At 63.9% G+C, this 12,935-nt stretch carries 9 protein-coding genes and 1 pseudogene; 3 read left to right on the forward strand and 7 right to left on the reverse strand.

What is annotated here, in order from left to right; translation table 11 throughout:
* Positions 1-2 precede the first annotated feature (2 nt).
* The gene (locus V3C33_03625; GenBank protein ID XAS68420.1) at positions 3-2,075 is read right to left on the reverse strand and encodes an alpha-1,4-glucan--maltose-1-phosphate maltosyltransferase; all 2,073 of its coding nucleotides are present in this window, start codon (positions 2,073-2,075) and stop codon (positions 3-5) included.
* Positions 2,076-2,206: 131 nt separating this feature from the next.
* On the opposite strand from V3C33_03625, the gene glgP reads away from it, so the two are divergent.
* Positions 2,207-4,825 carry an alpha-glucan family phosphorylase gene (gene glgP, locus V3C33_03630; GenBank protein XAS68421.1) on the forward strand — a complete coding sequence of 873 codons (2,619 nt, stop codon included), beginning with the start codon at positions 2,207-2,209 and terminating at the stop codon, positions 4,823-4,825.
* Positions 4,826-4,869: 44 nt separating this feature from the next.
* Here glgP and V3C33_03635 read toward each other — a convergent pair whose 3' ends face one another.
* Genes V3C33_03635 through glgX form a run of 3 tightly spaced genes read right to left on the reverse strand, consistent with a single transcriptional unit; the run spans position 4,870 to position 7,856 of the window.
* A complete protein-coding gene (locus V3C33_03635; GenBank protein XAS68422.1) occupies positions 4,870-5,226 on the reverse strand; it encodes a barstar family protein in 357 nt (118 codons plus the stop codon).
* 7 nt (positions 5,227-5,233) lie between these two features.
* Positions 5,234-5,698: a ribonuclease domain-containing protein gene (locus tag V3C33_03640; protein ID XAS68423.1), complete on the reverse strand. Its 465-nt coding sequence runs from the start codon at positions 5,696-5,698 to the stop codon at positions 5,234-5,236.
* Positions 5,699-5,741: 43 nt separating this feature from the next.
* Positions 5,742-7,856 (reverse strand): glycogen debranching protein GlgX, encoded by a 2,115-nt coding sequence (glgX, locus tag V3C33_03645; GenBank protein ID XAS68424.1) that lies wholly within the window; start codon positions 7,854-7,856, stop codon positions 5,742-5,744.
* A gap of 123 nt (positions 7,857-7,979) precedes the next feature.
* Here glgX and V3C33_03650 point away from each other — a divergent pair.
* Positions 7,980-8,674: pseudogene (locus V3C33_03650) on the forward strand (MFS transporter).
* Positions 8,675-8,731: 57 nt separating this feature from the next.
* On the opposite strand, the gene V3C33_03655 reads toward V3C33_03650, so the two are convergent.
* Positions 8,732-9,406 carry a GntR family transcriptional regulator gene (locus V3C33_03655; GenBank protein ID XAS68425.1) on the reverse strand — a complete coding sequence of 225 codons (675 nt, stop codon included), beginning with the start codon at positions 9,404-9,406 and terminating at the stop codon, positions 8,732-8,734.
* 31 nt (positions 9,407-9,437) lie between these two features.
* Between V3C33_03655 and V3C33_03660 the strand changes: the two genes are divergently transcribed.
* Positions 9,438-10,244 (forward strand): carbon-nitrogen hydrolase family protein, encoded by an 807-nt coding sequence (locus tag V3C33_03660; GenBank protein ID XAS68426.1) that lies wholly within the window; start codon positions 9,438-9,440, stop codon positions 10,242-10,244.
* A gap of 167 nt (positions 10,245-10,411) precedes the next feature.
* Here the strand turns inward: V3C33_03660 and rlmB are convergent, their stop codons facing one another.
* Entirely contained in the window at positions 10,412-11,395 is a 984-nt protein-coding gene (gene rlmB, locus V3C33_03665) for a 23S rRNA (guanosine(2251)-2'-O)-methyltransferase RlmB (protein XAS68427.1), read from the reverse strand.
* 78 nt (positions 11,396-11,473) lie between these two features.
* Positions 11,474-12,928 carry a cysteine--tRNA ligase gene (cysS, locus tag V3C33_03670; GenBank protein XAS68428.1) on the reverse strand — a complete coding sequence of 485 codons (1,455 nt, stop codon included), beginning with the start codon at positions 12,926-12,928 and terminating at the stop codon, positions 11,474-11,476.
* Between the last annotated feature and the right edge of the window lie 7 nt (positions 12,929-12,935).

The raw sequence follows: 12,935 nt of genomic DNA on the forward strand, positions 1-12,935 counted from the left end.
TGCTACCTCCTGATGCTCAGAATGTGTGCCGGTTCCACGTGGGCATCAAGGCGGACGTAGTTGTATTCTCCCCATTCCCAGCTTTCGCCGGTGATCAGATCAACTACCCGGAACCCGCCGTTTGGTGTGAGGTCGGCCGGGTCCAGCTGAAGGGCCGACAGGTCCAGGGACACCGTGCTCTCCCGAGTACTGTGCGGATCCACGTTGATCACCAGGATGACGGTGTCCTTGGCGCCGTCCGGGAGTGTTTTGTGTTTGGAGTAGACGATGGTGGCGTCGTCGGTGCTGTGGTGCAGCGTGAGGTTCTGCAGATCGCCGAAGGCAGGATGCGCGTGGCGGATCTCATTGAGCCGTGTCAGGTAGGGCGAGAGGGTCCGGCCTGACGCGGCCGCCGCATCCCAGTCGCGGGCTTTGTACTCGAATTTCTCGTTGTCGATGTACTCCTCAGCGCCCGGTCTGGCGACGTGTTCGTAAAGTTCATACCCTGCGTAGACCCCCCAGAGCGGGCTGGCCGTTGCGGCGAGCGCAGCGCGGATCTTAAAGGCGGCCGGTCCACCGTATTGCAGGTACTCGGTGAGGATGTCCGGGGTGTTGACAAAGAAGTTGGGCCGGAAATATGCCGGCGACTCGTGGCTGACTTCGGTGAAGTACTCCTCCAGCTCCTCCTTGGTGTTCCGCCACGTGAAGTAGGTGTAGGACTGCTGGAAACCTGCCTTGCCCAGAGCATGCATCATGGCGGGCCGGGTGAAGGCTTCTGCGAGGAACACCACTCCGGGGTTCTTTTTGTTGACCTTCGCGATCAGCCATTCCCAGAACCACACCGGCTTGGTGTGCGGATTGTCTACGCGGAAGATCTTCACACCGTGGCTGATCCAGAGCTGCACGACCCGCAGGATTTCCTTGGACAGTCCCGCCGGATCGTTGTCGAAATTGAGCGGGTAAATGTCCTGGTATTTCTTCGGCGGATTCTCGGCGTAGGCGATGCTGCCGTCCACCCGGGTGTTGAACCATTCCGGATTCGATTCAACCCATGGGTGGTCCGGTGCGGCCTGGAGCGCCAGGTCCAGGGCGACTTCCAGTCCCAGCTCTTTGGCACGGACTACAAAGGCGTCGAAGTCCTCGAACGTGCCGAGTTCGGGATGGATGGCGTCATGGCCGCCCTCCTTTGCTCCGATGGCCCACGGCGAGCCCGGATCGTGCGGTCCTGCCAGCAGGGTGTTGTTGGGGCCCTTGCGGTGCTGCACCCCGATCGGGTGGATGGGCGGCAGGTAGATGACGTCGAATCCCATGTCCGCCACCGCGTCCAGCCGCTCGGCGGCTGTCCGGAAGGTGCCGGAGGTCCACGCGCCGTTGTCCGGGTCCCTGACGGCGCCCTCGGACCGCGGGAAGAATTCATACCAGGCGCCGCGTCCGGCCAGGTCCCTTTCCACCAGCAGCGGGTACTGCTCGGAGACGGTCACCATTTCGCGGATGGGCTGGCGTCCGACGACGGCGGCAATGTCAGCGCCGAATCCTGCGGCCAGGCGTTGCTCGGCGGTTTTTACCGAGTCACCCAACGCGGCAGAAGCCGTGCGCAGGGCGCGCCTGTCGGCGGAATTCCGGGAGGCGTCGTCGGCCGCTTCTCCCAAAAGGGCAGCACCTTCGGCGAGCATCAGTTCGACGTCGATGCCGGCTTCCACCTTGACCTCGGCATTGTGATGCCATGTCCCGTAGCGGTCGTGCCAGGCTTCAATGAGGAAGGACCAGTTTCCGGCGGACGACGGCGTGATGATGCCCTCCCAGCGGTCGGTCCCCTTTCCGCGGTCCCCGGGCGGGGGGGACAGCCGGACGCGCTGGCGTTCCTTGCCTTTGGGATCCAGCAGTACGGCGGTGACGCCGAGCTGATCGTGACCCTCGCGGAAAGCCGTGGCCCCGACAACAAGCCCTTCGCCCGGCAACGCTTTGGCGGGGTACTTTCCGCCCTCCACCACCGGCTGCACGGCCGTGATGGGGAAGCGGCCAAACCGAAGTCCATCAGTGATCTGGCCCTTCGGCTTTTGCTTTGATGCGGCGCTGGTTCTCGCGTTAGATGTCACAGGCTCGACGTTAGCGAGAAAAATACCAATATGCGAAGGGTTGCCGCATTTTCATCGGTGCAATGTGTCATTTACCTAAAAGAAACCCAAACGTGTCCCAGCGGTCCATGTTGTCCGTTAGTGTGGCGCAGGTGAAGGCTATCCGCAGATTTACCGTCCGCACCGTTCTCCCGGAGCCCATCCGGCCGCTGGCCAGGCTGGCAACCAACCTGCGCTGGTCCTGGCACCGGCCCACACGGGAACTCTTCGAGCATCTGAACCGCGCCGTCTGGGATGAAAGCGGCAACGATCCGGTCACCTTCCTGGGGCTGGTCAGCCGTGAGGAGCTGCATCGGCTGGCTGCGGATGAGGACGTGGTGCGCCGGGTCCACGCGGCCGCTGAAGACCTGGACAGGTACCTCGAGCAACCCCGCTGGTACCAGAGCCTCGGCGACGACGCACCGGCGTCCATTGCTTACTTCTCCCCCGAATTCGGCATCACCGAGGTCCTGCCGCAGTACTCCGGCGGACTGGGGATCCTGGCAGGCGACCATCTCAAGGCCGCCTCGGACCTGGGGGTGCCGCTGATCGGAGTGGGCCTGCTCTACCAGGCCGGCTACTTCAAGCAGTCCCTTTCCCGGGATGCATGGCAGCAGGAGACCTACCCGGTCCTCGACCCCGACGGCCTGCCACTGACGCTGCTCCGGGAACCGTCCGAGGACGGCAACGGCAAGGCCATCCAGATTTCGCTGCCTCTCCCCCACGGGCGCCGGCTGCTCGCGCACATCTGGCGTGCCGACGTCGGACGCGTCCCTTTGCTGTTGCTGGACTCGAATGTGCCGGGCAACGACGACGCCGCCCGCGGCATCACCGACCGCCTCTATGGCGGCGGCGGAGACCACCGGCTGCAGCAGGAGCTGCTGCTGGGCATGGGCGGGGTGAAGGCATTGCGTGTTTACCAGCAGCTCACGGGGGTGGCAGCGCCTGAAGTTTTCCACACGAACGAGGGCCACGCCGGATTCCTGGGCATCGAGCGGATCCAGGAACTGATGTCAGCGGAGCAGCCGCTGACCTGGGAAGAGGCACTCACGGCCGGCCGGGCGTCCACCGTTTTTACAACGCACACACCGGTGCCTGCGGGCATCGACCGTTTTGAGACGTCCCAGATCCAGCACTTCTTCGAGGCCGGGCTGGCACCCGATGTGCCCGTGACCCGGATTCTGGACCTTGGCCGGGAGAACTTCACCGACGGCAATCCTTCGGTTTTCAACATGGCAGTGATGGGGCTGCGGCTGGCCCAGCGTGCCAACGGTGTGGCGAAGCTCCACGGCGAAGTGTCGCGCGGCATGTTCTCCGCCCTGTGGCCGGGATTCGACCACTCCGAAATACCCATCTCGTCGGTGACCAACGGAGTTCACGTGCCCACATGGGTTGACGCCCGCGTGTCCAAGCTGGCCAGGGAGCAATTCGGCGCAGAAGCCGAGGCCCTGGGCCGCTGGGACCTCGCGTACAACGTCAGCGACGAGGATGTGTGGGCGCTGCGTCGCGAGATGCGTGTCTCCCTCGTGGAGGACGTGAGGCGCAGGCTGCGCGCCGCGTGGAAGAAGCGTGGCGCTGCGGATGCGGAGCTGGGCTGGACGGGCTCCGTGCTGGACCCGGATGTCCTCACCATCGGATTCGCCCGCCGTGTTCCCACGTACAAGAGGCTGACCCTGATGCTGCGCGAGCCGGAGCGGCTCAAGGCCCTGCTCCTGCACGAAAGGCACCCCATCCAGCTGGTCATCGCCGGCAAGTCCCACCCGGCGGACGACGCCGGCAAGAAGATGATCCAGGACCTGGTCCGGTTCACCGATGACCCCGAGGTCCGGCACCGGATTGCGTTCCTGCCCAACTACGACATCGCAATGGCCAGGACGCTGTTCCCCGGCTGCGATGTTTGGCTTAACAATCCCCTGCGCCCGCTCGAGGCCTGCGGCACGTCAGGCATGAAGGCGGCGATCAACGGCTCGCTCAACCTTTCGGTTCTGGACGGCTGGTGGGATGAAATGTACGACGGCGAAAACGGCTGGGCGATTCCCACGGCCGACAACGGCGTTTCCCCCGAGGAACGCGACGACATCGAGGCCGCAGCGCTCTACGAGCTGCTGGAAACCCAGGTGGCGCCGCGTTTCTACGGCACCACGGTGTCCGAAGCCGCCGGCGCGGCCGGGCCTTCCCAGTCGGCGCAGGAGAAGATTCCCACCCACTGGGTCTCCATGATCAAGCACACCCTGGCGCATCTGGGACCGGCTGTTTCAGCGGACCGCATGCTCCGGGACTACGTGAACATCCTGTACCGCCCTGCCGCCATTGCAGGACGCCAGGCTGCGGCCGATTCCTTTGCCCAGGCCAAGACCCTGGCAGGCTGGACCTCCAGGGTCCGTGCCGCCTGGCCGCAGGTTCAGGTGGAGCACGTTGACTCCGTCGGCGTTTCAGAGGATCCGCAGATCGGCGACACCCTGCAGGTCAACGCCTATGTGGGTCTGCACACCCTGACTCCCGGGGATGTGTCCGTTGAGGTTGCATACGGCCGGGCCGAGGAAGGCGACGAGCTCGCAGAAGTGACCGTGTTGGAGCTCGACTCCGTGGAAGAGCTGGGCAACGGGCGCCACCTGTTCAGCGGCTCCGTGGTGATCGACCGCTCCGGCTCCTTCGGCTACACCGTCCGGGTGCTCCCCAAGCACGAGGCCCTGGCGTCCAAGGCCGAGCTGGGGCTGATCGTCAACGCCTGACTCCGGGGTGCGAAGGCGGGGGTTCGACAAACCCGACCGCCTGCCTATAGGAACACTGCGATGACGGCGAGGTCCTTGCCGGCGTAGGCTTCGGCGTCCTGGAGGATTTCGCAGATGATGCCGAAGGTGCGGTTTGTCCGGAACGCCTCGGGGATCTGCCAGATGAGCGTGATCGGTGCCTTGCCGTGGTCCGGGATGCCGTCCGCAAAGTCATGGAGGCAATCATTGAGGGCGTCCAGGTTCACGCCATAGTGCTCCGGGAAGTCCAGTGCTTCGCCGAACGTCTCCAGCACAGCCTTTTTCGTGTCTGCGGGCGGGATCACCAGGCTGCGGCGGTCTGCGTCCTTCACCTGGTGCTTTAGTTCTTCGATGGTCCAGGTGTCAGAGGAATATATCTTCATGGGTGCTTTACTTGCCTTCTGCTATGAACTTGAACGAATCGTAGTGGTCCTGCGTGTAGTACTTCTCGCCCGCATCGCCGGCCACGATCCTGCGGGCACCCCGGTCAGGCTCCCCGGGGGTGATGACCGTGTATTCCTTGTAATACCCTTCCTGCTTTTGCGGAAGGATCTGTTCGAAATTGCCGAATGTCCCGTCGCCCGCGCGATAAGGGTACGGGCCGCCCCGGCTGATCAGGACAAGGGTTTCGCGGCCTTCGGCCGGCAGCGCCGATTCCTTGACTGTCGCGAGCGTCGAGGGGCTCGGCGCCACTGCCGGCGCACCGGATCTGACGGCGGAAGGTCCTGGGCTGACGGCGGAGGTTTCTGCCGCCGTCGGACTTCCCATGCCGGGGAACAGTGCGTTGTTGGAGACCAACAACGCCAAGGCAACAAGGCCGATGAGCAGCACGGCAACCGTGACTGGTCTGCGCATGTTCTTGCCTCCCCCACCTACTGAACCTACGTGCCTGCTTAACCTATGTTCGGTAGATGTCGATGGAGTTTGCCTGCACAACGTCCCGTTCACCTGAGGCCACCCGGCCGCCCTGGCGGCGGTCATGGAGTTCGGATGTGGTCAACCGGAGCTCAAATAGCCGGCTGCCGGCGCCGTCGTCGTTGGTGACCTTGGGCAGGGTGATCTTGACGTCGGCCGGGGTGCCGTTGACCACCACGAGCCCGGCCACCTCACCGTCGTCGGAACCCAAAAGCAGCTGGACCACCCTGTGCCCGGGGTTATTCCAGCCGTCCATGGACATGGGCTGGCCGTCTTCATCGAACCAGTACAGGTACGACTGTTCGTCCCGCACCGGGTAGTGACGGGGCTGGCCGGCAAGGAATTCCTTGCGTAGACGGATGACGCGCTTGGTGCTGCGCAGCATGGCGTGGGATTCCGGCGTGCTGGTCCAGTCCAGCCAGGCGATGGGGTTGTCCTGGCAGTAGGCGTTGTTGTTGCCCTGCTGGGTACGAGCTATTTCATCGCCTGCCGTGATCATGGGAACGCCGAGGGAAATCATCAGCGAAGCCATCAGGTTGCGGCTGGTCTGGGCCCGCTGGGCGTGGATGCTCTCATCCTCGGTGCGGCCCTCGAAACCGTGGTTGTAGCTCAGGTTGTCGCCGTGGCCGTCACGGTTCTGTTCCCCGTTGGCCTCATTGTGCTTGCGGTCATACGAGACAAGGTCAGAGAGCGTGAAGCCGTCATGCGCCGTGATGAGGTTGACCGAGGCAAGCCGTGAACGGCCTGATCCTTCAAAGAGGCTCGCCGATCCGGACATAGCGTCCGCCAGCCGCGCCACGGAACCGGCCTGGCCGCCCGCGTCAATGGAAGCCCGGTCGGCTACCCAGAAGGAGCGAACCCCATCGCGGAAATGGTCATTCCAGTCCACCCACCCGGTGGGGAACCGGCCTGTCTGCCAGCCGCCATAGCCGACATCCCAGGGTTCCGCGATGAGTTTGACCCTGGAAAGGACGGGATCCGCCGCGATTGCCATGAGGAAGGGATGGCTGGGATCGAAGTCGTTCGATGCATCGCGGCACAGCGTCACGGCGAGGTCGAAGCGGAACCCGTCAATGTGGAATTCAGTCGCCCAGTACCGCAGCGAGTCCAGCACGAGCTGCACCACGCGGGGTTCGCCGAAATTCAGGCTGTTGCCGCAGCCTGTGGTGTCCAGGTATCTGCCGTGGCCGTCCGTACGGTAGTACTCCCCTTCTCCGAGACCACGGAAACTCAGCGTCTGGCCATTCGGGCCGCCCTCGGCCGTGTGGTTGTAGACGACGTCGAGAATCACCTCGAGGCCGGCGGCGTGGAGCAGCTTGACCATGCCCTTGAACTCATCCTGGACGGCGTGCGGTCCGGCGTCCTGGGCGGACCTGGTGGCGTACCCGGGATGCGGGGCAAAAAACGCGGCTGTGTTGTAGCCCCAGTAGTTGGTCAGGCCGAGGTTCTGCAGGTGCGGCTCGTCCAGGTGGAAGTGAACCGGCAGCAACTGGACTGCCGTGATGCCCAGTCCTGTCAGGTGTTCGATCATGGCCGGATGCGCCATTCCCGCGTAGGTGCCCCGCAGCTCCGCCGGAATATCGGGGTGCAGCATGCTCTGGCCGCGGACGTGGGCCTCGTAGATGATGGTGTTCCGCCAGGGCAGCCGGGGACTCTGGTCCGAGCCCCAGTCAAAGTCACTGGACATCCGGACGCTCGTCAGGAATCGTCCGCGCTGGTCCACGGCGTGGCCGTAAGGGTCCATCAGCAACGGTTGGCCGCCGTCGTCGTCAAAATCCAGGGTGGGGACCGACAGCGGCAGCGCCTCTTTCTTCGGAGTGGTCCGGAATCCGTACCGAGACCCCGGAGGGAGGCCCTCCACAATGCCGTGATGGACACCGTCGGTGACGTTCGGCAGAGTCTGGAGCCGCCAGTTCCCGCCGGGCGCCTGATACGCAATTTCCAGCGTGGTGACACCGGGCGCGTAGACCGCTACGTTTGCGCAGGCTCGCGAAGGGTCGTCCGTTGCAGGGGAACCCGTGCGCGGAACGCTGATACCGAGAGGAATCGCCTGCGAGGCGTCCACGGTGGAAGCTGTGTCTAAGAGAGGCATAACCATTACTTGAAGTTTAGCCGTCCGCCACGAATGACTGATGTTTTCCTGTATATGACGTGCCTGGCGTCGCGCCGCATGCCCCCTTGAACCGGCGGATGTCACCGCCTGGTTTACCGGGCGGCCCGACCGGTGTTCAAGGCCATCGAGGCCCGGGGCGATGCCCCAACGCACCCGTCACCGAGGTGTTCAAGCATGAACTCCGCCCGTTGATCGCCGCCATCCTCAGCCGCGTGGGTCCCGATGTCCTGTACGCCATGTTCACGGTGTTCACCCTGACGTACGGCACCACAGCCCTGGGCCTGCAACGAAATCAGGTCCTGGTGGCCGTTATGGTGGGTTCCGCTTTCCAACTGGTGGCCATTCCGCTGGCCGGCGCTGTGTCGGACAGGACCAACCGGCGGCTGGTCTATGGCGTGGCAGCCGTTGCGGGCGCTGTCTGGGCCTATGTTTTCTTCATTCCGCTGGAAGGCAAGTCACCTGTGGTCCTGGTGGTGGGCATTGTCCTGGGGCTGTTGGCCCATTCGTTTATGTACGGACCGCAGGCAGCGTTTGTGGTGGAACAGTTCTCCCCGCGGCTCCGGTCCACCGGCTCCTCGCTGGCCTACACCTTTGCCGGTGTGATCGGCGGAGCCATTGCGCCGCTGATGTTCACAGTGCTTCTCAGCACGTTCGGAACCTGGGTGCCCGTAGCCATCTACGTGAGCGTTGCGTGCGCCCTCACCTTGGTGGGGCTATCGCTGGGCAGGGACTCAAACGTTCAGGAAGACGAAGACTACCTGCAGAGCTACGCCGCCATCCACACGGTTCCGGCCAAGGCCTAGGCCGCTGGGCTTGTTCTGGTCCTGCGGCCGGACTGGTCTGGTTTCAGGCCCGGGGTTTCAGGCCCGCAGGAAAAGATCAAGCGTGACGGCGAGGTGGTGGTCAATGGCTGCTTGTGCAGCATCCACATCGCCTCGCCGGAGCGCTTCCACAATCACTTGATGCTCATCGCAAACCCGGCTTTGCCGGTCATGGGTCCGGAAGAGTGCCTCCACCCCAACGAACACCTGGCGTGCCCGGAGCTTGCTGTACGTCTGGGAAATCAGTTCGTTGGAGCCGGCGTCAATGAGGAGCTGATGAAAATGCTGATCCAGCCGGATGAATTCGGTGGCCCGATTGCGCCCCGTTCCGTTGAGCACGCCCTCGGCGGACAGTGCCTGGCGCTGCTCGTCCAGCGTCCGGGCCATCTCAGCCACCGGCACTGCACCGGATTTGATGGTTGTTGCGGCGGCATGTCGCTCCAGGACACCGCGCAGCTCGAACAGCTCTGCGATCTGGCGGCCGGAGATCACCGGAATGAGTGCTCCCCGGTTGGGGATCAGCTCTATCAGCCCGTCGGAGACCAGCAGGAGCAGCGCTTCACGGACTGGCGTCCGGGACACCCCGATGTCGCGGGCGAGTTCCTGTTCGTTGACAAATTTCCCCTGCATGCCAGGGTCCACAAGGATCTGGTCACGCAAATACTCGTAGGCTTTTTGCCGGCCTGTAGCCGCGTCCCCCGGTCGTCGTTGCATACTTTACGTATACACCAATTTGGAGGTAATTGTGCGAGTTGCACTTGCTCAAGTCATCACGGGCCGCGATCCGGCCGAAAATCTTGCTGTTCTGGAAGACTACGCCCGCCAGGCGAAGGATGGCGGCGCGGAGCTGGTGGTGTTCCCGGAAGCTACGATGCGCGCCTTTGGAAATTCCCTGGTGGACATTGCCGAGCCCCTCGACGGCCCATGGGCCTCCCGGGTGCGCGAGATCGCTGCCTCCCTGGGCGTCGTGATCGTGGCCGGCATGTTCACCCCCGGAACGTCCCATGGCGACCAACGCAAAGTCCGCAACACGCTGCTTGCCACGGGCCCGGGCGTGAACGCCAGCTACGACAAGATCCACCTCTTTGACGCTTTCGGCTTTCTGGAATCGGACACCGTGGAACCGGGAACCGGACCGGTGACTTTCGAAGCCGGCGGTGTGACATTCGGTCTGGCCACCTGCTACGACATCAGATTCCCTGCCCTTTTCACGGCTAATGCGGCCCGTGGCGCTTTCGCCAACATTGTCTGTGCATCCTGGGGTCCAGGTCCCGGCAAGGTGGACCAGTGGCGGCTGCTGGCCCGCGCCCGAGCGGTGGACACCACCACATATGTGCTGGCCTGTGGCCAGGGTGATCCCGCCACCCAGGGCGTTGAAGCCAAGGGCGCGGCCCCCACCGGAGTGGGGCATTCCGCCGTCGTGTCCCCGCTCGGCGAGATCCTTGACACGCTCGACGGCGCCCCGGGCCTCCTGTTCGCGGAACTGGATCCCGTCGTCGTACAGGAAGCCCGCAAGAAGCTCCCGGTCCTGGCCAACCGCCGGGACCTTTAACCAGAGCGAGACCCCACGGCCGGCTCGGCGGCGGTTGGGGTCTCGACGGGCTCGACCACCGTATTAAGGGACGGGGCGAAGGCTGGGCTTTTGTGTAGGCTGCATTGTTGCGTGAGGAACGAGCGCAGCAGCCGGCAAAAGTCCAGCCGCTCGCCGCGGCTGCAGGCTTACTTAGTCGCGCGCTGGCGGGAGACTTCGTACAGGGAGATACCGACGGCCATGGAGGCGTTCAGCGATTCCATGGCGGAGTCGATCGGGATGGAGACGATCTGGTCGCAGTTTTCGCGGACCAGGCGGCTCAGGCCCTTTCCTTCGGAGCCGACCACGATGCAGACCGGTTCGGTTGCGAGGGTGAGGTCGGGCAGCGAGACGTCGCCGTCGCCGTCGAGTCCCAGAACAAAGATGCCCATGTTTTTGAATTGCTTCAAGGCGCTGTTCAGATTGGCGGCACGGGCCACGGGAACGCGGACGGCCGCACCCGCACTGGTCTTCCAGGCTGAAGCGGTGACGCCCACAGAGCGGCGCTCAGGAACAATGACGCCGTGTCCACTGAATGCCGAGACCGAGCGGATGATTGCACCCAGGTTGCGGGGATCAGTGATGCCATCCAGGGCCACAAAGAGTGGCGCGTTGGATACGTGGCCCTTTTTCCACCGATCCACAGTCTGCTCTGCAAGATCGTAGGCGTCCTGGTATTCGTACGGCGGGATCTGCAGCACGAGGCCCTGGTGGACAGCGTCCTCGGTCATGCGGTCAAGCTCAGGCTTGCCGGTTTCCATCAGGGGGATGCCTCGTTCGGCCGCCAGCTTGAGGGATTCCTTGACACGGTCATCCATCTCGATGCGGATAGCAATGTGAAGTGCCTTGGCCGGAATGCCGGCGCGCAATGCTTCAACCACCGAGTTACGGCCGGTGACCACTTCCTCCGTGGCGCGGCCCTTCGGGCCTGAACGGGCTCCGGTGCTGCGGCCGGTGCCGCGCTTGGCCTCAGACCGCTCGGAAAGCTGCTTATTCTTGTGGGCCTTGTGGTACGGGCGGTCTTCCGCCTTGGGCGTGGGGCCCTTTCCTTCCAGAGCCTTGCGGCCATGGCCACCGGTTCCGACGGTGGGGCCCTTCTTCATTTTGACCGACCGGCGACCGTTGTTGGCCATGAGTTCCATCCTTGATTGAGCGAGTGCGTCTGCAATCAAGTCTACTGAATCAAGTTAAATCGGGAACGACGGCGAACTTCAGCCCCGCTGGAGGCTCCAGCGGGCGCCGTCAGGACCGTCCTCGACGTCGACGCCGGCTGCGGCGAGTGTGTCCCGGATGGCGTCCGAGGCGGCCCAGTTCTTACTGCCCCGCGCGTCCGCCCGTGCGGCGAGCTGTGCTTCCACAAGGACGCCGAGTGCGGTGCTGGCCTGTTCGTCCATGGCGGGCTTTGCTGCGCTGTCAATCCCGAGTACGCCAAGCATGTTCGTGACGCTGGTGAATGCCTGCAGAACGCCGTCGAGATCGCCTGTTGTGAGTGAGTTGTTCCCGGCGCGGACGGTTTCGTGCACTACACCCAACGCCTGCGGAACGTTGAGGTCGTCGTCCATGGCCGCCGCAAAGTCATCCGGAACAGCGCCGTGGCCGGCAGACCGGAACGCCCCGTTGCCGGAAAGCGCCCGGACCGAACGGCTGATGAAACCGTCGATCCGCTCAACTGCCGCGGCGGCTTCCTGCAGCGACGTGGGCTGATAGTCCAGCACGGAGCGGTACTGCGCCTGACCGAGGTAGTAGCGGACAACCCGGGGCGACGCGAGCTCCAGCATTTCTGCCGGGCTGACGGTGTTGCCGATGGACTTGGACATCTTTTCGCCCTGATAGGTGACCATGCCGTTGTGCATCCAGAAATTCGCGAAGCCGTGCCCGGCTGCCTGTGACTGGGCCATCTCGTTCTCGTGGTGCGGGAAGCGCAAATCCAGGCCTCCGCCGTGGATGTCGAATTCCGTGCCGAGGTATTTGGTGACCATGGCGGAGCATTCGAGGTGCCAGCCCGGGCGGCCGGTGCCCCATGGCGAAACCCAGCTTGCCGTCGTCGGCTCCCCTTCTTTGTAGCCCTTCCACAGCGCGAAGTCGCGGGGGTCTTTCTTACCGCGGGGATCAGCATCGGCCGCGCTCTGCATGTCATCGATCTTCTGCCGCGTCAGCGAGCCGTATTTGCTCCAGGAGCGCACGTCGAAATAGACATCGCCGGAATCGTCAAGCGCCGGGTAGGCGTGGCCGAGGTCGATCAGCTGCTGGATGAGCACGTGCATCTCAGGGATGTGGCCGGTGGCGCGGGGCTCATAGGTGGGACGTGATACGCCCAGGGTGTCGTAGGCCTTGAGAAATTCCTGCTCGTACCGGTAGGCAAGCGCCCACCACTCTTCCTGCCGGACAGAGCCGGGCTCGTCCTCGAAGTCCGGCCCGAAGGATGCCGCCGACCTGGCCAGGATCTTGTCATCGATGTCGGTGACGTTGCGGACCACCGTGGCCCGGAACCCGCGGTATTCAAGCCAGCGCGTGAGCTGGTCAAAGGCAATTGCCGAGCGGATGTGACCCACGTGCGGCATTCCCTGCACAGTGGCGCCGCAGTAGTAAAGGCTCGCCTTGCCCGGTGTCAGAGGGGTGAAGTCACGGACTTCGGCGGATGCTGTGTCGTAAAAGCGCAGGGTCACCGCTCCA

It is taken from the genome of Micrococcaceae bacterium Sec5.7, from assembly GCA_039636785.1.
Lineage (GTDB): Bacteria > Actinomycetota > Actinomycetes > Actinomycetales > Micrococcaceae > Arthrobacter.

Bases quoted from the DNA above. Each gene is read 5' to 3' on its own strand.
- V3C33_03640 (XAS68423.1), bottom strand. From the start codon at position 5,698: ATGCGCAGACCAGTCACGGTTGCCGTGCTGCTCATCGGCCTTGTTGCC.
- V3C33_03655 (XAS68425.1), bottom strand. From the start codon at position 9,406: ATGCAACGACGACCGGGGGACGCGGCTACAGGCCGGCAAAAAGCCTAC.
- V3C33_03635 (XAS68422.1), bottom strand. From the start codon at position 5,226: ATGAAGATATATTCCTCTGACACCTGGACCATCGAAGAACTAAAGCAC.
- glgX (XAS68424.1), bottom strand. From the start codon at position 7,856: ATGGTTATGCCTCTCTTAGACACAGCTTCCACCGTGGACGCCTCGCAG.
- rlmB (XAS68427.1), bottom strand. From the start codon at position 11,395: ATGGCCAACAACGGTCGCCGGTCGGTCAAAATGAAGAAGGGCCCCACC.